The 22,277-nt window shown below is 70.8% G+C and carries 18 protein-coding genes; 8 read left to right on the top strand and 10 right to left on the bottom strand.

Annotated features, from left to right (window positions below; translation table 11 throughout):
- Positions 1-6 precede the first annotated feature (6 nt).
- The 5 genes from ACGFIV_RS15515 to ACGFIV_RS15495 are packed head-to-tail and all read right to left on the bottom strand — an operon-like array spanning position 7 to position 5,410.
- Positions 7-894, bottom strand: a complete 888-nt coding sequence (locus ACGFIV_RS15515) for a hypothetical protein (protein ID WP_358558217.1) — start codon at positions 892-894, stop codon at positions 7-9.
- Positions 891-2,021, bottom strand: a complete 1,131-nt coding sequence (locus ACGFIV_RS15510) for a hypothetical protein (RefSeq protein ID WP_358558214.1) — start codon at positions 2,019-2,021, stop codon at positions 891-893. The genes ACGFIV_RS15515 and ACGFIV_RS15510 overlap by 4 nt, the downstream gene beginning before the upstream one ends.
- Positions 2,018-3,163 carry a ThiF family adenylyltransferase gene (locus ACGFIV_RS15505; RefSeq protein ID WP_358558211.1) on the bottom strand — a complete coding sequence of 382 codons (1,146 nt, stop codon included), beginning with the start codon at positions 3,161-3,163 and terminating at the stop codon, positions 2,018-2,020. Before ACGFIV_RS15505 ends, ACGFIV_RS15510 begins: the two co-directional genes overlap by 4 nt.
- Positions 3,156-4,235, bottom strand: a complete 1,080-nt coding sequence (locus ACGFIV_RS15500; RefSeq protein ID WP_358558208.1) for a SagB/ThcOx family dehydrogenase — start codon at positions 4,233-4,235, stop codon at positions 3,156-3,158. Before ACGFIV_RS15500 ends, ACGFIV_RS15505 begins: the two co-directional genes overlap by 8 nt.
- A complete protein-coding gene (locus ACGFIV_RS15495; RefSeq protein WP_392835287.1) occupies positions 4,232-5,410 on the bottom strand; it encodes a SagB/ThcOx family dehydrogenase in 1,179 nt (392 codons plus the stop codon). The genes ACGFIV_RS15500 and ACGFIV_RS15495 overlap by 4 nt, the downstream gene beginning before the upstream one ends.
- Positions 5,411-5,903: 493 nt before the next feature.
- Here ACGFIV_RS15495 and ACGFIV_RS15490 point away from each other — a divergent pair, with 493 nt between their 5' ends.
- The 4 genes from ACGFIV_RS15490 (at position 5,904) to ACGFIV_RS15475 (ending at position 9,297) form a co-directional block, all read left to right on the top strand.
- On the top strand, positions 5,904-6,647 hold the full coding sequence (locus ACGFIV_RS15490) for a histidine kinase (protein ID WP_358558203.1): 744 nt from the start codon (positions 5,904-5,906) through the stop codon (positions 6,645-6,647).
- On the top strand, positions 6,638-7,327 hold the full coding sequence (locus ACGFIV_RS15485) for a response regulator transcription factor (protein WP_358558200.1): 690 nt from the start codon (positions 6,638-6,640) through the stop codon (positions 7,325-7,327). Before ACGFIV_RS15490 ends, ACGFIV_RS15485 begins: the two co-directional genes overlap by 10 nt.
- A 97-nt stretch (positions 7,328-7,424) precedes the next feature.
- Positions 7,425-7,967 carry a helix-turn-helix domain-containing protein gene (locus ACGFIV_RS15480; protein WP_358558198.1) on the top strand — a complete coding sequence of 181 codons (543 nt, stop codon included), beginning with the start codon at positions 7,425-7,427 and terminating at the stop codon, positions 7,965-7,967.
- Positions 7,968-8,562: 595 nt separating this feature from the next.
- On the top strand, positions 8,563-9,297 hold the full coding sequence (locus ACGFIV_RS15475; RefSeq protein ID WP_392835281.1) for a hypothetical protein: 735 nt from the start codon (positions 8,563-8,565) through the stop codon (positions 9,295-9,297).
- A gap of 33 nt (positions 9,298-9,330) precedes the next feature.
- Here the strand turns inward: ACGFIV_RS15475 and meaB are convergent, their stop codons facing one another.
- The 4 genes from meaB to ACGFIV_RS15455 form a co-directional block, all read right to left on the bottom strand.
- Positions 9,331-10,314 (bottom strand): methylmalonyl Co-A mutase-associated GTPase MeaB, encoded by a 984-nt coding sequence (gene meaB, locus ACGFIV_RS15470; protein ID WP_358561431.1) that lies wholly within the window; start codon positions 10,312-10,314, stop codon positions 9,331-9,333.
- Positions 10,301-12,496 carry a methylmalonyl-CoA mutase gene (gene scpA, locus ACGFIV_RS15465; RefSeq protein ID WP_392835278.1) on the bottom strand — a complete coding sequence of 732 codons (2,196 nt, stop codon included), beginning with the start codon at positions 12,494-12,496 and terminating at the stop codon, positions 10,301-10,303. Before scpA ends, meaB begins: the two co-directional genes overlap by 14 nt.
- Positions 12,493-14,310: a methylmalonyl-CoA mutase family protein gene (locus ACGFIV_RS15460; RefSeq protein ID WP_392835275.1), complete on the bottom strand. Its 1,818-nt coding sequence runs from the start codon at positions 14,308-14,310 to the stop codon at positions 12,493-12,495. The genes scpA and ACGFIV_RS15460 overlap by 4 nt, the downstream gene beginning before the upstream one ends.
- A gap of 62 nt (positions 14,311-14,372) precedes the next feature.
- Entirely contained in the window at positions 14,373-15,152 is a 780-nt protein-coding gene (locus ACGFIV_RS15455) for an N-acetylmuramoyl-L-alanine amidase (RefSeq protein WP_392835273.1), read from the bottom strand.
- 235 nt (positions 15,153-15,387) lie between these two features.
- Here ACGFIV_RS15455 and ACGFIV_RS15450 point away from each other — a divergent pair, with 235 nt between their 5' ends.
- The 4 genes from ACGFIV_RS15450 to ACGFIV_RS15435 all read left to right on the top strand — a co-directional run bounded on the left by ACGFIV_RS15450 (position 15,388) and on the right by ACGFIV_RS15435 (position 20,929).
- Positions 15,388-16,497 (top strand): DUF5925 domain-containing protein, encoded by a 1,110-nt coding sequence (locus tag ACGFIV_RS15450; protein WP_358561820.1) that lies wholly within the window; start codon positions 15,388-15,390, stop codon positions 16,495-16,497.
- 135 nt (positions 16,498-16,632) lie between these two features.
- Positions 16,633-17,751, top strand: a complete 1,119-nt coding sequence (locus tag ACGFIV_RS15445) for a C39 family peptidase (RefSeq protein ID WP_392835269.1) — start codon at positions 16,633-16,635, stop codon at positions 17,749-17,751.
- Positions 17,748-19,619, top strand: coding sequence for a prolyl oligopeptidase family serine peptidase (locus ACGFIV_RS15440; RefSeq protein WP_392835266.1), 1,872 nt, complete (start codon positions 17,748-17,750; stop codon positions 19,617-19,619). Before ACGFIV_RS15445 ends, ACGFIV_RS15440 begins: the two co-directional genes overlap by 4 nt.
- On the top strand, positions 19,616-20,929 hold the full coding sequence (locus ACGFIV_RS15435; protein ID WP_392835263.1) for a M20/M25/M40 family metallo-hydrolase: 1,314 nt from the start codon (positions 19,616-19,618) through the stop codon (positions 20,927-20,929). The genes ACGFIV_RS15440 and ACGFIV_RS15435 overlap by 4 nt, the downstream gene beginning before the upstream one ends.
- Before the next feature lie 74 nt (positions 20,930-21,003).
- On the opposite strand, the gene ACGFIV_RS15430 is transcribed toward ACGFIV_RS15435, so the two are convergent.
- Positions 21,004-21,627 carry a fasciclin domain-containing protein gene (locus ACGFIV_RS15430; protein ID WP_392835260.1) on the bottom strand — a complete coding sequence of 208 codons (624 nt, stop codon included), beginning with the start codon at positions 21,625-21,627 and terminating at the stop codon, positions 21,004-21,006.
- Positions 21,628-22,277 lie beyond the last annotated feature (650 nt).

Below are 22,277 nucleotides of genomic sequence, written 5' to 3'. Positions count from 1 at the left end.
CGGTCTTCAGGCCGCAGAGCCGGCGCGTTCGGGGGCGCCGCCGTCGGCCGGCGCGTCCGATGTCCGCAGCGCGCGCCGCGTCCTCTGGAGCGTTCTGACGATCTCGTTGAAAGGGGGGACGGCCACAGGAGGCGCGTCCGGGGCGATGACGTCGAGCAGGTATCCGGCGGCTCGCTCGAAGAACCGCATCGCCAGGACCGGGTTGCGATAGAGCAGGTGGCCCGCAGCCGGAATCTCGGCGACGTCGGCGCCGGTGGAGGCCGCCACTGCGCGTACCTCGGCGATGTCCACCCAAGGATCGCGATCACCGGCGACGAAGGAGACCCTGGCGGGCACGTCGGCGAGGTCACGACGGGTGTCGTCAGGAGTCTCGAATCGGTGCCGGCGGCCGTCGCGCACCAGGTCGATGTCGATCGTGTGCCCGAGCACCTGCACGGTCTCCGTCTCGGAGTCCGATTCGGCGCGGTCGAACCAGTCCTCCTCGCACACGGCCCGCACGGTCGCACGTACATTGACCACCGGTACGACGAAGCTGGCGGCGCGCACGTCGCCGCGGCCGCGCAGAGCCCTGACGGCTGCGGGCACCGACAGGCTCATCGCGAACAGGGCGTCGGGCGCGAAGCGGTCCATGGCCTCCCCGACGTCGCGCGACAGGCGGGACAGCCTCAGTCCCCGCACCGCCCCGGCCGTGCCGTTGGGCGCGTTGCGAGGATCCACACGCAGCACCCGGAGCCCGTTGTGGGCCATTACGTAAGCGGGGGCGAAGAGGGAGTCGGAGTTCATCCCGAAGGGGGCGAGCATCATCACCGTGCCGCGTTCGGGCCCGGCGGGAGCGTCGACCGTTATCGTGACCGGATCCCCCTCGACCTCGAAGACGTGCGTCTCGTCGTTCACGAGCTTCGTCCTTCCACATCGAGCTTGAGCGCGCATCCACGGCTTTCGACCCGGTTGACCCTGCGTTCGATCGTCACCGTGTCGCCGGCTATCCCGCAGGCGCAGTGCGCGTCGTACGTCACGGAGCCGAAGTCGTCGGTGAGGATGAAGCACGGATAGCTGACAGCGGTCGGGTCGAGGAACGACAGCAGGCCGCCGGCCTCCGACGGCTGGACGGCGAGCGTCCGCGGATCCCGGGCCATCGCCGCCAGCCAGGGCGGCACATGGAGGGCGTGGTGCGCGCACTCGAACAGCACCGAGTTCAGCTCCACCATGTTGTAGGTGTCGCGCACCTGGTCGTCGCGCTCCAGCCCGAACGCGTCGGCCATCAGGCTCCGGAAGGCCGCCTTCTCCACCATCTCCCCGCTGCGCCGTTTCCAGCCGCCTATCGTCAGCACCTGGGAGCCTGGCCCGAGCCGCAGGCGGGTGTCGTGCGCGGCGACCCGGGCCAGGTCGAGCAGGAGCGGCGGCGGGCCCACCAGCAGGACGTTGCGGTCCCGGCCGTCCCGATGCAGGTCCCGCGCGAGCTCCTCGGCCAGCAGGCGGTCTTCGTCCAGGTAGGAACGGCTGGGCATGATGACGCCGACGCCGGCCATCACCATGGCGATCCAGAGGTTGGGAGTGTCGTGGATCGTGGGACCCACGTTGAACACCGCCCGGTCGAACGTCTCGGAACCGAGGATCTCGCGGTCGCCGATGGCCACCGTCCCGAAGAATCGCATCAGCGTGGCGTCGCACCGCGGGACGGTGGAGATGCTGCCGAGGGTGCCGCTGCTGGTCGTGTCCGTCAGCGGCGGAGTCCCTCCCTTGGAAAGCACGAGCGCGGGATCACGCTTGAACAGGACCGTGGGCAACAGGGGCACGCGATCGAGAGGGAGCTCCGGATCATCCCGGTCGGGCAGGCCCTGGCGTACGCAGTAGCGGTCGTAGGCGTCGTTCGTCTCGCGCTGCGACCGCACCGCCCGCCAGATCAGCTCGGCACGGCTGAGCGGCATCTCCTCCGCGCTGGACCGGTAGATCCCGTCGCGCGCCAGTACGACGTCGATGGGATCGGCCTGCGGGACGACATCCGTTCCGGCGTCGCTCACGACTCGCTCCACTCGGGCACCGCGGGCCGCCGGTCCCGCTTCAGGACCGCTGTGCCGCACAGCTCGCAGTCCGGCTTCCTTTCCACCTCCACGAACCTGTGGCCGCCGTAGTCCGCCACGTCGAAGACGGCCAGGCCGTCAAGGGTGCGCGCGTGGTCCATGCCGCTGAGGAACCGCGTGGCCTCCCAGACCGCGACGCCGGCGGAGATGGCCTGACGCGGCGCGAGCGCCGCGAGGAACCCCTTGCCCGCCCACAGCGGGTTGGACACGGAGTTGTCCTCGCCGACGCGGTAGTCGGAGAGCAGCATCGGCCACGCGCAGCGGACGCATGCCGTCTCGCCCGGCACGGTCAGCGGCCCGACGCCATGCGTGATGGGCATGTTCAGGGCCGGGACGCCGGCGACGAGGGCCGCTTCGGCCGCCGCTCCGGGCGCGTTACCGAACGAGGGCAGGTACGGGAACGCGTTGATGACGAGATCCACACCGTCGAGGAACGGAATGAGATCGTCGGGCTCGTTGATCCACAGGTCCAGCCCCGTGTACTGGATATCGGGGTCGGCCGCCCGCAGCGCGGACTCCGCCGCCTCGACCTTGAGACGCCCCACGTCAGAGAGCCCGTACAGGGCCTGCCGGTGGAGGTTGCTGAGTTCGATGCGGTCGGGATCCACGCCGACGATGCGCCGCACGCCCAGTCTGGCCAGCAGAAGTGCTATCCAGCCGCCGAGCCCGCCCATGCCCAGCACCATCACGCAGGCGTCCTGGAGCCTGCGGTTCATCTGGATGCCGGAGATCGCTTCGGTCTCGAAGTAGCTCATGAACCGGATCTGCCGGTCGTAGAGGTCCTTTCCGGACAGTGCCATGACGTCGTCGCCGGACACCCGCCGCACGACCGCGCCCAGTTCCTCCAGCCGCCCAAGGAGCGCCGACGCGAACGGTCCTTCCACTTCGGTGAAGGACTCGCCGACCTCACACCCGTCCGGAACGAGCACGCCCTCACTCAGCCGGCGCAGGACGAGCCGGGCCGACCGGTCCCCGTCCCGGACCCGCAGCCGCTTCGGGTGGAGGGGGGACGACACCACGACGTCGTCCCCCTCCTCTTTCCATGTCCAGCTCGCCTGCAGCCGGACGGTGGTCTCAGTCATCCTTGTCTCCTGAGAGGCGGGCCGGCCCCATGGTCAGCGTGTAGACGGGGGTCTGGCGGACGGGGTCGAGGCGGAGGAGGTCGCAGGTGTCCTGGTCGCGGGTCGCGGGAGTGGGCAGCGATCCGAGGCCGAAGGCGGAGCCGACCAGGATGAGGCGCTGCGCGATCCGCCCCGCCCCCATGTAGATGTGCCGGAGCGCTCTCTCGTGGCGGTACCGCCACTGGTACTGCTGGAAGTCCGCGACCATCACCAAGGTCCACGAGGCCGTCTCCGGCGCGCGCATCCCCACGAGGATCTTCACCATCTCCGCCCGGTAGTCGCCACGCGCGACGGTGGTGAGGGCATGCTCGTCCAGCGAGTAGTGATAGACGCCGGGATCCAGCCCCTCGGCGGCGTAGTTGACGACGTAGAAGTCGTACGGGGATCCGTGTGACCGCAGCCAGTTCAGCGGCTCGTCCTTCGGCAGCTCCCGAAGCACGCGGATGTCGTCGAGTCCGTGCCGCAGGACACCGCTCAGCTTGTCGATGCCCACAGGGTCCGGCGAATAGCCTCGCACCGTACGGCGGGCCATGAGCAGTCGCCCGATCGCGTGGTCCGCGGGCGGCGCCGGTGGGGCGGGCAGCGGGACGCGGACCCCTTCCGGCTTCACCCGGGGCGCGGGCGCCCCCTTCCGCAGGTATTCGCCCAACGCCGAACGCCGGACGACTGCTTGCGGATCCTCTTTGTCCCTGAAGTTGTGATGCCGGGACCACAGGTAGTAGCTCAGCGACGGGTGCCACCCACGCGCCCACCAGCGCCGCAGCAGGGCGAGCCGGTCCGGTGCGAGCTCACCGGCGGGCAGCCAGCCCCGCCGTTCGAACTCGGCGGTGAGCCTCTCGGCGCGATCCGCGTCTTCCGGCCGGCCGGGCGAGGGAAGCAGGGCGTTGACCAGGCTCTCGGCGTCGACAGAGGCCCGCCGGTGATTGATCGGGTCGCTGATGACGGCACGTCCGGGCTCGTGGCCCGGACGAATGGCGACAAGCGGGAGCCAGAGCTCCTGCCCGTCGGGTGTCACCACAGAGTTCTCGGTCACTGCCGGCCTCCTTCGGCGAGCTCGCTCCTGCTCAGGGCGAGGAGGTCCATGCGCTCGTTCTTCGCCTGCGGGCTGACGTCGGGAGTCGTCAGGGAGATGGTCAGCATGAATCCCTCGGAGAGTCCGTCGAGCCCGAGGAACCGTTCGATCTCGACGTCGTTCCCTATGTACTCCACGAAGGAGCGCACACCCATGGACGTCGCCACCATCGCGGCGGTGCCGGCGAGATGACCCACGTCGTTGTGAACGGTGCGGAACGTCCTCGGCTCTCGATATCGATACATGTTCCGGGAGAAGACGCAGGAGAGCACGATGACGGCGGAGAAGGCGTGTTCGAGCCGGTGGTACTCCACGGGGAACATCCTGGCGAGTTCCACCGGGCTCGGGACGTCCGTGCGTACGGTCTCCAGCCCAGGGCCCTCCGGCAGGACGTGGTAGGTCCCCGGTTCGACTCCTGGGACGTCGAACACGATGACGTACCCCTCACAGGGATGCCGCGCCCCTCCCGAGGGGCTTGTCCGGCGCATCATGGGGACACGCTGCCAGCGTCCGTTCTGGATCTTCCCTATCTCACCGAAGGTGAGCGAGAGGATCGCGAACAGGCCGTCCTTGTCGAGCGCGCGATGGGGAGCCGGCATGAGGGCGTCGGCCAGAGAGCCGGGAGCCAGTTCGGGCGACGGGGTGGGAAGATCCAGCCGAGGCGCGCCGTCGTAGTATTTGTACCGGATGTCGTCCGGCTCCTGCTCGACGTACTGCCGCATTCGCGCGGTGTCGATTATCCGGCCCCCTTCGGCGTAGTCCAGGAAGGGGTAGTCATATGTGCCGGCGTGGTATTCCGCGGCCTCGACCCAGCCGTACTCGCTCCATTGACGCTGAACTCTGTCGAAGCGTTCCTGCCGCTCGGCGGCCGGAGCGGCGGCGTCCCTGATCAAACCGATGCCGAGCAGGGTCTCGATCAGCCTGTCGGCCTCTGCCCGGCCTATTCCGGTCTTCGACGCGACGTCGCCGGCCAGGGTCTCACGATCCCTGCCCGCGAAACACATCAGAAGGCAGGCAGCGGCGGGAAGCTCGATGCGCCAGCGTTTGGGTTCGGCCGAATCCTCCGCGTACCAGCAGCCGGCCGTGAGGTCCGATGGCGGTAGCAACCTCAGTGATGGAGAAACCGTCAGTTCCATTTTGCTCTTCTCCCGGGGGCGGATGCACGCCCGCATGGCGTCCGAAGGAGGGCGGGGCCCCGGACCGCCTTGCGACGGCAGGGCCCCGCGGTTCGACCGGGTAGCGGTCAGCAGTCCTGGAGAAGAGCGGGGACGAACTCCGCCTCCTCGACGACCATGCTCTCCACGACCGCGACGATGGTCTCGCGCTGAGTGTCCATTGTCATCGACTCCTTTCGGTGTTCTTCGGACGGTTTCGGTCCCGCCCTATCTACGATGCACAGCCTCGTTTTCCGCGCCAGGAACGCCAAGGGGGGATGCCCTATACCCGCTGAGGGATATCCCGACGACCAGTCCGGGAGATCCAGCCGCCGTCCGGGGGCCGGGGGACAAGCCGCGTCTTAAGTGAGCGACTAGGCGGCTCGCGGAGACTCCGTCGCATGACAGCCCGATCTGGAGCGGCCTGGGTGCTCCCCACACGGCCGGCTCGACGGGGCGATTCATGATCATATCAATGATCCTGCTCGTCGCCGCGTCCGCCCTCGTCATCGGCGTCGTTCACGCGCGAGCCTCGCGCGCGGCGGTCGCGGCCGCGCGGCTGGCCCTCGACAACGCCCGCCTGAGCGAGGAGCTTCACAGGGCGCTTGACGAGGTCCGGGTCTCAGATGCCCGCCGCGTCGGTGCGGTCGACGCCGAGCGCCGCCGCATCCAGCGGGATCTCCATGACGGGGTGCAGCACAGGCTGCTGGCGATCTCCATCATGGTCCGGCGGTCGGCGAACAGGGCACCGGGAGACCCGGCCGACCCGCGGCTCTCCGACGCCGCCGCGCAGCTCGCCGAGGTCGTCAGGGAGCTGCGCGAGACCGCGTGGGGGATCTATCCCGCGGCCCTCGCCGAGCAGACGCTGAGCGTCGCCCTGGACGAACTGGCCGAGCGCGCACCCATCCCGGTGACGGTGAGGGTCCCTGCGGCGCGCTGGCCGCGACAGGTCGAACAGTCAGCCTATTTCATCATCGCCGAGGCGCTGAGCAACACGTACAAGCATGCCAACGCCACGCGGGCGGAGGTCGAAGTCGAGCGGCGCGACCGGCGCCTGTCGATCGAGGTCACCGACGACGGCGTCGGCGGCGCCGACGCCACCAAGGGCTCGGGCTTGCGTGGACTGGGCGAGCGGGTCAAAGCGCTGTCCGGCGTCCTTCGGCTGGAAAGCCCCGTCGCCGGGGGAACGCGAGTGATAGTGGAGCTGCCATGCGCATAATGATCGCCGAAGACTCCGGCCTGTTCCGCCAGGTCCTCAGCGAGTTGCTCAGCGAGAACGGGCTCACGGTCACCGGCCAGGCCGCCACCGTGGAAGAGTTGATGCGTCTGGTCGACAACGCCCCCCCTGACCTCGTCATCCTCGACATCCGCCTTCCGCCCGGGCAGCGGGACGAGGGGCTGCGTGTGGCCGAGATCCTCCGAGCCCGGTATCCCCGCATAGGGCTGCTGATCCTGTCCCACTACGCGGAGACCGCGTACGCCATGCGGCTGCTGTCGACCGCGCACCGTGCCGTCGGGTACCTGATCAAGGACCGGGTCCCGGACGCGCGTGCCCTCCTCGAAGCGATCGACCGCATCGCCCATGGCCATGTCGTCATCGATCCGGAAGTCGTCGGACGGCTGGTGGAGCGCCGGCGCACCGTCGATCTCCTCCACCGCCTCACTCCCGGCGAGCGCCAGGTCCTGTCGCTGGTGGCCGAGGGCTACTCGAACGTCGCCATCGCCGGACGCCTGGCCTACAGCGTGAAGACCGTCGAGAAGCGGATCACCGCCATCTCCCAGAAGCTCGGTCTCGCCGACGCCGAAGGGCGCGCCGACGTCAACGTCCGCGTCCTCGCCGTTCTCGCCTACCTCCGCAGCGGACTGGGCCATGAGAGCGGTGTCGACCTGGCGAGCTGAGAGGCGTGGACGCGGCATGGGCACGATCGAGATCGTCTCCCTCGCGGCAGCGCTCACATCACACGGGGGGTGACGGGACCTCCCTAGTATTAGGGGGGTGACCGACCCGGCCCGGCAGCAGCCCTACCATCACGGCGACCTGCGGCGCGCCCTGGTGGACGTCGCTCTCAAGGCCATCGCCGAGGGCGGGCTGGGCGACCTCAGCCTCCGTGAGCTGGCTCGGCGGGCGAACGTGTCCCACGCCGCTCCCGCCCACCATTTCAGGAGCCGGAGCGGGCTGCTGACCGCTATCGCGGCGGAGGGCCACCATCTGCTGGCGGACGAGCTGGAGCGCGTGCGGGGCACGGGTTTCACCGAGCGGGCCATCGCCTACCTGCGGTTCGCCACCACCCATCCCGCGCACTTCTCGGTGATGAGGGCGCCCGAGCTGTGCAACTTCCGCGATCCCGAGTTCCTCGCCGCCCGCGAACGGGCCGCCGACGAACTGCTCCGCCCGGCCGACCGGACGGTCGCGCTGGCCGCCTGGGCGCTGGCGCACGGTCTCGCCGACCTGCTGCAGGAGGGAAACGTGCACCCGGCGCCGGGAAACGACGCCGCGTCGCTCGCCCGCGCCCTGCTCCGCCATCTCGACCAGGCCTGACTCCGAACGCTCCCTGCCGCCCGCGACCGGCCACCCCTGGCATCTTTCTACGCGCTCGGCGCCCACGCCCATCCGCCCGCGTGTCTCCCACGGTTTCGTTCCGCTGCCAGTGCGCCTCGATAAGGGGTCACTAGTGATTCACAAGAATGCTGCCGGATTCTTCGGTAAGGCAGAACCGCAGTGCGAGAGGGCAAATCGGCTGGCACGCAGGAAATATCAATAATTCTCGACAGGAAATGCATGGAATAGGTGGGCGCCAGGATTCCGGCACGCTCTCGCCGGCCGGAAGATCTCAGGAAACACCATGTCGGGCACGGCGCAGCCGGCGGCCGAGTGCCCAGCCTCACGTACCGGGATCCCGTGCGATCCCCGGCAGGACAGAAACACTCCATGCCCATCTTCGCGCTCCGCATTTGGACAGGCCGTTGGACGCGCCCTCCATCGGGCCGAGGCGGGAGCTCGGCACGGTGTCTCGCCAAAGGTTGATCAGCTCGCTGCCGTGGGCTTGGAAGTCCAACCCCAAGCGGCAACCGCGGCCGCCCGAACCGGGCAGGCCGTCGAAGCCCACGGCATAAGCACTTCGGAGGTTGAAATCTTGCTCGACACGATCCTGGAGATAGGCCGTAGGTCGGTGGCCGTCGCCACGGCGCTGGACGAGTTCCTCAGGGAATCCGAAGGCTGGTTCAGTCGGCAGGGGCTGACTCTGGCGTACGACGAAGACATCTCAGGTTGGGTCCGGCACATGCGGACGGCAATTCAAGCCGACGGCATAAATCCTACTTTCGACCCCCAACGCAGTCCCGTTTCTCCCTGTAACAGCTACTGGTTGGACGTCAGGGAACGCGGCGGGCAGACCGTCGCGTGCATCGCGGTGCGGATGATCCACACCACGGATTTCGCCCGGCACATAAGCTCCATGAGGCTGTGGTTCGATCCGCTCCCCCCGGGAATGGGCGGGCCGCTGAATCTGGTCCTGCCTCCGGAGACGCCGGTCATCTCCGGCGCGGTTGCCCACTACGGTGGGCATTGGGTCCACCCGAGCTGGCGGGGGAAAGGTTTACCGGGCATCTTACTTCCCTTAGCGAAGATGCTGACGATAGAGCGCTTCAGAAGCGACTGGGACACAGGAATCGTGTTCTTGAAGAACGCCCGCAGGCGTGACCTCCTGGATGCGTATGGTTTCGCGAAGGCAGACCTCTGCTATTCCGGCTCATTTCCTCCCGCGAATCGCGAGGACACCCTCTTCCTGACTTACAGCAGCCGGGAACAGACCTTGAGCGCCGTACCGGAGGCGATCACGAGGTTGCGCGGGGAGCCGATTCCCTCCTGAGGGCGCCGATCGGCCCGCCCGCCGCCGGCGCGGCTACCGTCCGTCGCGTCCGAAGGCGGCGAGGAGGCGGTCGGCGGCGAGGGCCGGGGTGAGGGTGCCCTCCAGCACCTCGCGCTCCACCTCGGCCGTGATCGCCACCACCTCGGGGCTCTCCTTGAGCCGGGTGAGCAGCCGGTCGCGCACGAGCGTCCAGGTCCAGCCGACCTGCTGGCGGCGGCGCTTGGCGGCCAGCTCGCCCGAGGACTCCAGTAGGTCCTGGTGGCGGACGATGTGCCGCCACAACTCGGACAGGCCCGTGCCCTCCTGCCCGCTGCAGGTCAGCACGGGCGTGTTCCACGCCCCGCCGCCCCCCCGCAGGAGCCGCAGCGCGCCCGCCAGCTCACGGGCGGCCTTGCGCGCGTCCATCTCGTGGAGGCCGTCGGCCTTGTTGACCGCGATGACGTCGGCCAGCTCCAGCACACCCTTCTTGATGCCCTGAAGCTGGTCGCCGGTCCTCGCCAGCGTGAGGAGCAGGAAGGTGTCCACCATCTCGGCCACGGCGGTCTCCGACTGGCCGACGCCCACGGTCTCGACCAGGACGGTGTCGAACCCGGCCGCCTCGACGACCACCATGGCCTCGCGGGTGGCCTTGGTGACGCCGCCCAGGGTGCCCGAGGTGGGCGAGGGGCGGATGTAGGCGTTCGGGTCGATCGAGAGCCTTCCCATGCGGGTCTTGTCCCCGAGGATGCTGCCGCCGGTGCGGGTGGAGGAGGGGTCGACGGCGAGGACGGCGACCCGGTGCCCCTCCCCGGTGAGGTGGACGCCGAGCGCGTCGATGAAGGTCGACTTGCCGACCCCCGGCACGCCGGTGACGCCCACCCTCCTGGCCTTGCCGGACAGGGGGGTCAGCTCGACCAGCAGCCGCTGGGCCAGCTCGCGGTGGTCGGCGCGCGAGGACTCCACCAGCGTGATCGCCCGCGCGATCCACCCGACGGAGCCCTCCCGCACGCCTTGGACGTAGTCCTCAAGCCGTGGCATGACCCAGCCGGCCGGAGAGGTCCCGCAGCAGGTCGAGGGCCGCGTCGGCGATGACCGTGCCGGGCGGGAAGATCGCGGCGGCGCCGGCGGCGCGCAGCGCGTCGAAGTCGCCCGGAGGGATCACCCCGCCCACGACGATCACGATGTCGTCCCGCCCGAGCGCGGCGAGCCTGTCACGCAGCTCGGGCACGAGCGCGAGGTGACCGGCCGCGAGCGAGGAGACGCCGACCACGTGCACGTCGGCCTCGACGGCCTGGCGGGCCACCTCGGCCGGGGTCTGGAACAGCGGGCCCACGTCCACGTCGAAGCCGAGGTCGGCGAAGGCCGTGGCGATCACCTTCTGTCCCCGGTCGTGCCCGTCCTGGCCGATCTTGGCGACCAGGATGCGGGGCCTGCGGCCCTCCTCGCGCTCGAACGCGGCGCACGCGCCCCTGACCTTCTCGATGTTGGCGGCGTCGCCCGCCTCGTCGCGGTACACCCCGGAGATGGTACGGATCTGGCCGGCGTGCCGCCCGAAGACCTCCTCCAGCGCGTCGGAGATCTCCCCCACCGTGGCCTTGGCGCGGGCGGCGTCGACGGCCAGGGACAGGAGGTTGCCGTCGCCCGCCGCGCCCCGGGTGAGGGCGGCGAGCGCGTCCCGGCAGGCCTGCTCGTCGCGCTCGTCCCGGAGGCGGCGCAGCTTCTCGATCTGCTGGGCGCGCACGGAGGTGTTGTCGACCTTGAGCACCTCGATGTCCTCGTCGGAACCGGCGCGGTACTTGTTGACGCCGATCACCGGCTGCCTCCCGGAGTCGATGCGCGCCTGGGTGCGGGCGGCGGCCTCCTCGACGCGCAGCTTGGGCAGTCCCGCGTCGATGGCCTTGGCCATGCCGCCGGCCCGCTCGACCTCCTGGATGTGGCCCCACGCCTTCCGCGCCAGCTCATAGGTGAGCCGCTCGACGTACGCGCTGCCGCCCCAGGGGTCGATCACCCGGCAGGTGCCCGACTCCTGCTGGAGCAGAAGCTGGGTGTTGCGGGCGATGCGGGCGGAGAAGTCGGTGGGCAGGGCCAGCGCCTCGTCCAGGGCGTTGGTGTGCAGGGACTGCGTGTGCCCCTGCGTCGCCGCCATCGCCTCCACGCACGTGCGGACGACGTTGTTGAACACGTCCTGCGCGGTCAGCGACCATCCGGAGGTCTGGCAGTGGGTGCGCAGCGACATCGACTTGGGGTTCTCTGCGCCGAAGTCCTTGACCAGCTTGGCCCACAGCAGCCGGGCGGCGCGGAGCTTGGCGACCTCCATGAAGAAGTTCATGCCGATGCACCAGAAGAACGACAGGCGCGGCGCGAACGCGTCGACGCCGAGCCCGGCGCCGACCCCGGCCCGCAGGTACTCCACCCCGTCGGCCAGCGTGTAGGCCAGCTCAAGGTCGCACGTGGCTCCGGCCTCCTGGATGTGGTAGCCGGAGATCGAGATGGAGTTGAACTTCGGCATCCGCTCGGAGGTGTACGCGAAGATGTCCGAGATGATCCGCATGGACGGCCCGGGCGGGTAGATGTAGGTGTTGCGGACCATGAACTCCTTGAGGATGTCGTTCTGGATGGTCCCGGCGAGCTGCTCGGGAGCCACCCCCTGCTCCTCGGCCGCCACGATGTAGAGCGCGAGCACCGGGAGCACCGCGCCGTTCATGGTCATCGACACGCTCATGCGGTCGAGGGGGATGCCGTCGAAGAGCTGCCGCATGTCGTAGATCGAGTCGATCGCCACGCCCGCCATGCCGACGTCCCCGGCCACCCGGGGGTGGTCTGAGTCGTAGCCCCGGTGGGTGGCGAGGTCGAAGGCGACCGACAGGCCCTTCTGCCCGGCGGCCAGGTTGCGCCGGTAGAAGGCGTTCGACTGCTCGGCGGTGGAGAACCCGGCGTACTGCCGGATGGTCCACGGCTGGTTGACGTACATCGTCGGGTAGGGACCGCGCAGGAACGGCGCGATGCCCGGATAGGTCGACAGGAAGCCGAGGCCGTCGAGGTCCTCGGCGGTGTAGAGCGGCTTGACGCCGATGCCCTCGGGGGTGTCCCACGTCAGGTCGGACGGGCTCTTGCCCACCTGGTCACGCACGGCCTCCGCCCAGCGGCCGACATCGGCCCGGACGGGCTCGCCGTCCTGCGTCCCGGGGTTCAGGGGGATCCCTGAGAAGTCGGGAATCATGGGGTCACTCCCAGGTCGTCGAACGTGGCGCGGAGCACTTCCAGCACGTCGCAGCCGGCGTACAGGTTGGCGTCCACGCCCTCATGGTCACCCTTCCCCGCCAGCCAGATCTTTCTCGCCCCCGCCCGCCGGAGCTCGGCCGCGACCGCCGCCGCGTGCTCGGCGTACAGCTTGTCGCTGGAGCACAGGCAGGCGACCGTGGCGCCGCTGCGCCGGAAGGCATCGGCGATCTCGGCCGGATCGGTGCCGGGGCCGCCCGCGACGGTGGCGATGCCGCCGGCCTGGAAGAGGTTCGCGGCGAACGAGGCCCGCGCGGTGTGCGCGGCCACCGGGCCGATGGTCGCCAGGAAGACCTCCGGCCTGGCCCGCGCCCGGTCGGCGGCGTCGCGCAGCTCCTCGAAGCCCTGCGCGTAGTGGACCCGGGGCAGGCCGCCCCCGGTGGGCTCGGGCGCGGGCGACCGGGTGGGACGCCGCTCGGCGAGGTTCGGGAACTCGCTGACGCCGGTGATCGGGTCGCGGCGGCGGGCGATGCCGGCGGAGCGGCGCGCCCAGGTGGCGGCGAGCCGCTCGGGGATCAGCCGGTCGAGGGCCGCCTCGGCGCCGCCCGCGCGCTCGATCTCCTGGAACCACTCCCAGGCCTTGGCCGCCAGGTCGGCGGTGAGCCGCTCGGCGTACCAGGAGCCGCCGGCCGGGTCGGCGACCCTGGCGACGCCCGCCTCCTCGACCAGCAGCGACTGGGTGTTGCGGGCGATGCGGCGGGCGAAGGCGTCGGGCAGGCCGAGGCGCGCGTCGAAGGGCTGCACGGTGACGGCGTCCGCGCCGCCGATGCCGGCTCCGAAGCAGGCGAGCGTGGTGCGGAGCATGTTCACCCACGGGTCACGGCCGGTCATCATCGCCGAGGAGGTGACCGCGTGCTGGACCTGGCCGCCGTGGGCGGGGACGCCGCAGGCCCCGGCGACGCGCGACCAGAGGGTGCGCGCGGCTCTGAACTTCGCGATCGTGAGGAACTGGTCGGCCGTGGCGGCGTACCGGAACTCGATCTGCCCGAACGCCTCCTCCACCGGCAGGCCGGCGTCGGTCAGCGCGCGCAGGTAGGCGACCCCGGTGGCGATCGAGCAGCCGAGCTCCTCCGCGTCGGAGCCGCCCGCGTCGTGGTACGGGGTGGCGTCGACGGTGATCGCCCGCATGGACGGGTGCTCGCGGGCGCGCCGGGCGAGCTCGACGGCCCCGGCCATGGCGGCGGGGGCGCCGGTCCTGGCCTTCAGGCCGAGGGGGTCGGCGCCGAGGTTGCCGCCGGCGGGGGCGATGCCGCGCCCGTCCGCGACGCGCAGGAAGATCTCGGCGGCCTCGCCCGTACGGGCCCCCGCGTCGAGCACGACGGGGGCGAGGTCGAGGTAGACGCCGTCCAGGACCCGGGGCAGCGCGGCGGGATCGAGCCCGCCGTCGCCGAGGACGAGCCAGACCGAGGTGACGCCGTTCTCCAGGTCGGTCAGCACGGCCTCGCGGGTCACCGACGGGTCGGGGTGGGCGTGGCGCTGGCGCACGTCCCAGCCGGAGACCACGCCACCGGCGGGGCGGGCGCCCCGCGTGTAGGGCGCGAAGCCCGGCACACCGGGGTCGCCGGGCAGGTCGGCGGCGTCGTACAGCGGCCGGAGGGTCACGCCGTCGTAGGTCGTGAAGGCCAGCGCCTCCTCGGGCGAGCCGACCTCGGCCCCGGACCTGCGCAGCACGCCCAAGGCGAGTCGCCGCCAGTCGTCCCGCGTGCCCGGCGGGAACCCGGCGGCCGGATGGAACTCCTCAGGCTGCACCGTCATGTCACGGATCGTAGGCGCTGCCGACCGGGAAGGACACCTCGGGGACCCCCTGACGGGCCCGCTCAGGCGAGGGGGGCCTCCCAGGCGGCGTCCCAGGTGTCCTCGCCGACCACGCCGTCGGCGTCCAGGTGCCGCTCCCGCTGGAACCGCAGGCACAGGTCCCGCGAGGCCGGCCCGTACGCGCCGTCCACGTCGAGGGTGAAGCCGCGCTTCTCCATCTGGGCCTGCCAGGTGCGCACGTCCTCGCCGCGCATGACGGGCGGGTACTTCAGCGGCCTGCCGGGGAACTTCGGGTGCTCCACGGGGTCCGGGTCGGTGGGGCCGGTCTGGCCGCCGGGGCGCGGGGCCCCATTCTTCACCCACGCGTACAGCGCGGCGCCGGGGCAGTCGGTGGAGTAGCCGTCGCGGTGGCCCTTGATCTCCTTGCCCGCGCCGCCCTTCTCGCGCAGGTACTCGATGGCGTCGAGGATGCCGTGGAGCATGCCATCGGGCGGCTTCACGAGGCCGGAGTCGCCGACGAGGCCGAGGACGGCGTAGTGGCCGGTGTTCAGGCCGGGCCCGTTGGCGGCGGGCAGGTGCCCGGGGCCCCTGCCGACGAAGACCTTCCGATGACTACAGGCGACCATGCTGTACCCGATGTCGAGCCAGCCGTTTCCGTCCATGTGAAAGCTCTGGATGGATTTCACCATGGCGACGCACTTGGCGTGGTCGTCCACGGTCGCGGGTTCCACGCGGCCACCTGTGTAGTGGACCTTGATGCCCTTTGTGGAGGTCAGCGTCGTATAGGAGCCACGCGGCGCGCGGGCGCCCCAGTCTTTACGGGTCACGAGATCGATGGCCACGAACTTCTCCCAGGGGGAACGAGCATTCAGGACTGATGGACCACTGTCCTCCCACAGGGCACCCAAACCAGCCCTTTGCGGCTCGCAGTGGACCGATCCGCGCGACCAACCATAACCATGGACACATCAGCACATGACGGGTTTGCCGATGTCGCTATAGCACATCACATTGATTTAACCGACTTCCCAGAAAAATCCGTGGACTCCACACGCTATGAGCCTGAATCATGAATATATGTCCGTTGTGGAGGAGGTTCGTTTCCCCGCCGCCGAAGCCCTGCCCATGAAGGTGTGGCTCGACGACGGCGACTCGCCGATCGATGTCATCGACGCCCTCGCGCTGTCCCCGTTCGCCACCGGGAACCAGCCCTGGGCACGTTCCACCAACCTGGAGAGGGTGCGTCCCGACGCCCCCCTGATGCCCGCGCGCGCCCGGCTGACCCGTGCCGCGAGGGAGGACGACGGCCGTGACTCGCGCCTGGCGTGCGGGGAGGGCTGGACCCTCAGAGTGGTGCGGTTCCGCAACCGCTCGGCCGTGCTCACCGTGACCGCGGTGAGCGACGAGCTCGCGCGCTCGGTGCTGGAGGAGTCCGTCCGTGACGCGGTCGAGCCGCCTCCCGAGGACGCCGACCACGTCGACATGGGCTTCTGGTGGACGGGCGCCCACGGGCCCCGCCGCACCCAGCGCCCGATCACCGCGCCGCGCTGGCCGGCGATCAGGGCGAACTACTCGCGCGGCGCGGGCGAGTCCTTCCAGAACCTCATGGCGGTGACGCCCTCCGACGTCAACGGCAGGCTGATCCTGCTGCACGGCCCTCCGGGGACCGGCAAGACCACGGCTCTGCGCGCCCTGGCCAGGGAGTGGGCCGCCTGGTGCCAGGTCGACTGCGTGCTCGACCCCGAGCGGCTGTTCGCCGACCCCGGCTACCTGATGGAGGTCGCCGTCGGGTACGACTCCGACGACGAGAACCACCGCTGGCGGCTGCTGGTGCTGGAGGACTGCGACGAGCTCATCCGCGCCGAGGCCAAGGAGGCCACCGGCCAGGGACTGTCCCGCCTGCTCAACCTGACCGACGGGCTGCTCGGCCAGGGCAGGGACGTCCTCGTGGCCGTGACCACCAACGAGGACCTCGCCCGGCTCCACCCGGCGGTCGTACGGCCGGGACGCTGCCTGTCGCAGGTGGAGGCGGGCCGCCTGTCCGCCGAGGAGGCCGCCGCGTGGCTGGGCTCCTCCGAGGGCGTCGGCCCGTCGGGGGCCACGCTGGCCGAGCTGTTCGCCCTGCGCTCCGGGCGGGCGCCGGCCGTCCCCGCCGCGCCCGCCGAGGCCACCGGCCTGTACCTCTGACCGGCCCGGCGTGAAAGACCTCCCCCGCACGAGCGGGGGAGGTCGGGGAGCGCCGTGGGCGGCGCCGGGCGGCCTGGTCACGGATACGTAAACCATCCGATGTGCCGCGCGAGGCCCAAAACCACAATCGGCAAGGTGGTCAATCCGTCGCCCGCCGGTCCGAGCCGTGTCGTCCTCCACCGCTGGACCGCCATGGCCCCCTCCGAGAGCGGCGTGACGGCCTACCTCGATCCCTTCGGCGGCGAGACCACCACCTGGCCCTACACCCGGTGGACCTCAGAAGAACGCGACATCGGCTTCCCGGCCACCGAACTGGTCCCCTCCTGGACCGCCGGCGCCCCCAAGGGGTCCTGGATCCGGGTGGAGCTGCGGGCGCGCACCGCCGCCGGCGGCCTGACCAAGTGGTACGACATGGGCCGGTGGGCGGAGGGCGAAGACGACATCCACCGCACCTCGCTGCCCGGCCAGGGCGACGAGGACGGCGATGTCGCGGTCGACACCTTCGTCGCCACCCGGCCGGTCACGGCCTACCGGCTGCGGGTCACGCTCCACGGCGCCGAGGCGGCGGTGCGCACGGTCGGGGTGATGGCCTCGGCGCTGCCCACGCGCGCCAGCGTCCCTGCCGGCCCGGCGGGCGAGGGCTCCCGGGTCGAGCTCGCCGTGCCGCCGCGCTCGCAGAAGACCCACGCCGGCCACCACCCCGAGTGGGGAGGCGGCGGCGACTCCTGGTGCAGCCCGGCCTCGGTGACGATGGTCCTGCAGTACTTCGGACGCGGGCCCGCGCCCGGCGACCTCACCTTCGTCGACCCCGCCGACCCGTGCCCCGCCGTCGACCACGCCGCCCGCGACATGTACGACCACAGCTACCAGGGCACCGGCAACTGGCCGTTCGGGGTCGCCTACGCCGGGCGGTACGGGCTGAGCGGCTTCGTCACCCGCATGCGCTCGCTGGCCGAGGTGGAACGATTCATCCGCGCCGGGATCCCGGTGATCACCTCGCAGTCGTTCAAGGAACACGAGCTCCCGGGCTCGGGGTACTCCACACGCGGCCACCTCATGGTCGTGACCGGGTTCACCGCCGGGGGCGACGTCATCGCCAACGATCCGGCGGCGCAGTCCGACGAGACGGTCAAAAGAACCTATCCGAGGGCCGCATTCGAGAACGTCTGGTTACGCACCACCAGCAGCGGGGGAATCGTCCATGTCATCCACCCGCACGACATCCCACTCCCACCTTCAGAGGGCAACTGGTGATCGACTCTCCTATCACTGCCGTCGACGTCGCACGCGTGGATGACCGCCCGCTCTGGGTGGAGATCGTGCCCGCCCCCACCGGCGAGGAGGTGTGGTGGGACGAGCCGCGCCCGGCCGAGGGCGGGCGGCGCTGCGTCGTGCGGCGCACCCCCGACGGCGCCGTCCGGGACGTCCTGCCCCGGGGGTGGAACGCCCGCAGCCGCGTGATCGAGTACGGCGGGCGGGCGTGGCGCCCGCTCCCCGGCGGCGGGCTGGTGTTCGCCAACTGGGAGGACCAGCGGCTCTACCGCTGCGCGCCGGGAGGCGACCCGGTGCCGCTCACCCCGCCCGGATCGTCCCGCTACGCCGACCTGGTGATCCACGGCGACGAGGTGTGGTGCGTGCGCGAGACCGGCGACGAGCGCGACCTGGTCGCGGTGCCGCTCGGTGGCGGGCCGTCCCGCGTGGTCGTCACGGCACAGCACTTCATCATGAACCCGCGCGTCTCCCCCGACGGCCGCCGGCTGGCCTGGATCGGCTGGGACCACCCGGCCATGCCCTGGGACGGCACCGAGCTCTGCGTGGCCCCGCTGCGGGACGACGGCACCGCCGGGCCGTACCGTGTGGTGGCGGGCGGGCCGCACGAGGCGGTGGCCCAGGCCGAGTGGCGCGACGACGGCGCCCTGTACGCCGTGACCGACCCCACCGGCTGGTGGAACATCCACCTGGTCCCGCTCGACGGCACTCCCCCGCGCAACCTCACCCCCTCGCCCCAGGAGTTCGGCGACGCGGCCTGGAAGCTCGGCTACCAGTGGTTCGCGCTCGCGGGCGACCGCGTCGTGACGATGTACGGCACTGCCGACGGCAAGCGGCTGGGCGTGCTGGACCCCGCCACCGGGAAGATCACCGACATCGGCGGGTCGTACACCTACTGGGCCCCCACGGTGTCGGCCTCCCCCGGCGGGTCGAGCGTGGCCGGCGTGGGCGCCTCGCCGCACAGGTCCTTCGAGGTCGTGCGCGTCGACCTCGCGACCGGCGCCCAGGAGGTGCTCTCCCCCGCCAAGGAGCTTCCCGACCCGGCCGTGCTGCCGGTCCCCGAGGCGATGATCTTCGACGGCGTGCACGCCCACGTGTACCCGCCGGCGGGCGCCGGGACGGGCGCCCCCGCCCCGTACGTGATGTTCGTCCACGGAGGCCCCACGGGCTCCAGCCCGATGGTCTTCGACCTGGAGATCGCCTACTTCACCAGCCGGGGCATCGGCGTCGCCGAGGTGAACTACGGGGGTTCGACCGGGTACGGCAGGGCCTACCGCGAGCGGCTCCGGCACAACTGGGGCGTTGTGGACGTGCGCGACAGCGAGACCGTCGCGCGCGGGCTGGTGGCGGCCGGCCTCGCCGACCCCGAGCGTGTCGCCATCCGGGGCGGGAGCGCGGGCGGCTGGACGTCGGTGGCGGCGCTCGTGCACAGCGACGCCTTCCGCGGCGCGGTCGCCCACTACGCGATCACCGACCCGGAGGGCTGGGCCAGGGAGACCCACGACTTCGAGTCCCGGTACCTCGACGGCCTCATCGGCCCGCTCCCCGAGACCCGCGAGCGGTATCAGGAGCGCTCCCCCGCCCTGCACGCGGCACAGGCGTCCGGGCCGGCGCTGCTCATGCACGGCCTGGAGGACGCCATCGTCGACCCAGGCCAGGCCGAGCGGTTCGTCGCCGCGCTCGACGAGCACGGCGGGCGATGGGCCTACCTCACCTTTCCCGGGGAACAGCATGGCTGGCGAAGAGAGGAAACCATCGTCGCGGCACTCGAGGCCGAGCTCGCGTTCTACGGGCTCATCTTCGGCTTCCCCACTCCCGAAGTGCCGCCGCTGACGCTGAAAGGAAGAACGTGACCGAGGTCGCAAGCATCTGCTCGGACCTGCTCAAGATCGACACGACCAACGACGGGACTCCGGACGGCTCGGGAGAGCGTCCGGCCGCCGAGTACGTCGCGGGGCTGCTCTCCGGCCTGGGCATCGAGCCCACGGTGTTCGAGTCGGCGCCCCGCCGCACGAGCGTGGTGGCCCGCATCCCCGGGGACAGCCCGGAAGCCCTGCTGATCCACGGCCACCTGGACGTCGTCCCCGCCGACCCGGCGGAGTGGAGGCTCCACCCCTTCTCCGGCGAGATCGCCGACGGGTGCGTGCACGGGCGCGGCGCTGTGGACATGAAGGGCACCCTGTCCATGACGCTGGCGCTCGTCAGCGAGTGGGCCCGCAAGGGCCTGCGTCCCAAGCGTGACATCGTGCTGGCGTTCCTCGCCGACGAGGAGGCCACCGGGGAGTACGGCGCGGGCTACGCCGTCACCCGGCACCGCGACCTGTTCGAGGGCTGCACCGAGGCCATCAGCGAGTCGGGCGGCTTCAGCGTGACCGTTCCGGGCGGCACCGGGTCCGCCTCCCGTGAGGGTGACCTGCGCGTCTATCCGGTGGCGGTGGGCGAGCGCGGCACGGCGTGGATGAAGGTCACCGCGCACGGCGTGGCGGGGCACGGGTCCAAGCCGCCGGTGGACAACCCGGTGGCGGAGCTCTGCCGGGCCCTCACGCGCCTGGCCGACCACCGCTGGCCCGTACGGCTCACGCCTGCCGTGGCCTCCCTCATCGACGGCCTCGGCCGGGCCCTTGGGACGACGATCGATCTCGACCGGCTCGACGAGGAGGTCGAGCGCCTGGGCAGGGTCGGCACCCTGTTCAAGGGCGTGATCCGCAACTCGGCCAACCCGACCATGCTGGACGCGGGCTACAAGGTCAACGTCATCCCCGGCACGGCCCACGCGCACGTGGACGGCAGGTTCCTGCCCGGGTTCCGCGAGGAGTTCCTGGAGACGATCGACAAGCTGCTCGGCCCGAAGATCAGCCGGGAGTTCGTCAGCTTCGGCGACGGCGTGGCCTCCCCCACCGAGGGCCTGTTCGACGACCTGTGCTCGGCCCTGCTCGCCGAGGACCCGGCGGGGCGCCCCGTGCCGTACGTCATGACCGGCGGCACCGACGCCAAGTCGTTCGCCACGCTCGGCATCAGGGGGTACGGCTTCGCGCCGCTGCTGCTGGACCCGGCGCTCGACTACTTCGGTATGTTCCACGGCGTGGACGAGCGGGTGCCGGTCGCCGGCCTGGAGTTCGGGGTCCGCGTCCTGGACCGCCTGCTGACGTCCCGCGCGGCCTAGAGGAGCCTTCGCGACCGGCCGGGGCCGGGCGGCGCGTACGCCGCCCGCGCCCCGGCCGGTCGCCCCGGGGAGGCTCAGCTCCCGGGCTTGAGGACCGAGTCGATGATGTAGACGGTGGCGTTGCGGGTCTGCAGGTTGCCGCAGGACACCTCGGCGTTGCCTATCTTGAAGCCGTCACCCGACCTGCTGGTGGTGATCTTGTCGCCCTCCAGGGTGGTGAAGTCGCCCTTCTCCAGGTCGGCGGGGGTCTTGCGCCCCTGGACGACGTGGTAGGTGAGGACCTTGGTGAGCTCGTTCTTGTTCCCCAGCACCTTGTCGAGCTGGTCCTTCGGGACCTTCTTGAAGGCGGCGTTGCTGGGCGCGAAGACGGTGATGTCCGAGGCGGAGTTCAGCGTGTCCACCAGGCCCGCCTTCTTCGCGAGGTCGACGAGGGTCGACAGGTCGGGGATGTGCGTGGCGGCGGTGGCCACCGGCTCGTTGGCGATCTCCGACGGGCTGCCGGGCCCGGAGCTCGGCAGGGACGAGCAGCCCGGGCCGACCGGAGAGGAGGAGGCTGAGGGTGTCGGCGAATGGACGGTCCTTGGCGTCACGGTGAAGCCGTGCGTACCGCTGTCGCTGGTGGCGCCTGCGGTGGTGCCGTAGGCGGCCGTGAGCGACATGGCCGCTACGACCGGAAGGGCGAGAAGACGAGTGTTCATGTGCCTGTCCCCTTTTGTGCTCTTTTGAAGGGCGGTCACCTTGCGGTCCGACTGGTCGCTGGAAGGGTCACCGGGCCTCCATGCCCGTGAAGGGAGGCGGGACGCCGCCCGGCCCGTACGTCCGTGGGACCGCTCGGTCCACCGCGTACCCACGCGACGGCGGCCCCTTGTGAGAAGGCCGGTGCACAGCGGCCCCCGCTCACTCAAGCCGGCCATGGACGGGATCGTTGCCGCACGTCCCCGCACATGACGACCCTCTCATTATCGCCGAGCGCCCACCGCCGCCACCCATGCGCGGGACGGCATGCGACAAAGCGTCGGCCATGTGAACCGCCTGCCCGAGACGAAACCGCCATCCCGCCAGAAGTGGGTCAAGGTTCGGGCGGGGCATGGGCGGCTCACCCTTGTCCGGCCCTGACGGATTCCGACCGATAGTGACTGGACAACGGGTTCCGCGAACCGGCCCGGCGGCCCTGTCAGACAAGGAAGCCGTCCGCGCAGGCGGCCTGGCCAGGCACGTCTTCCCATGGCGCACACCGGTCGCATCCAGTCAGTGAATTGGCTATTTTCGTCCGGACTTGGGCGATGTATGGTCGGCTCACGATCGGATGCAGTCAAGTTCGGTCTTCTTCGGTCTCGGGGGATCCCTT

The organism is Sphaerisporangium sp. NPDC049003 (genome assembly GCF_043197795.1).
Lineage (GTDB): Bacteria > Actinomycetota > Actinomycetes > Streptosporangiales > Streptosporangiaceae > Sphaerisporangium.
The sequence above is the reverse complement of the archived record's forward strand: the minus strand, read 5'-3'. Positions and strand labels throughout refer to the sequence as shown.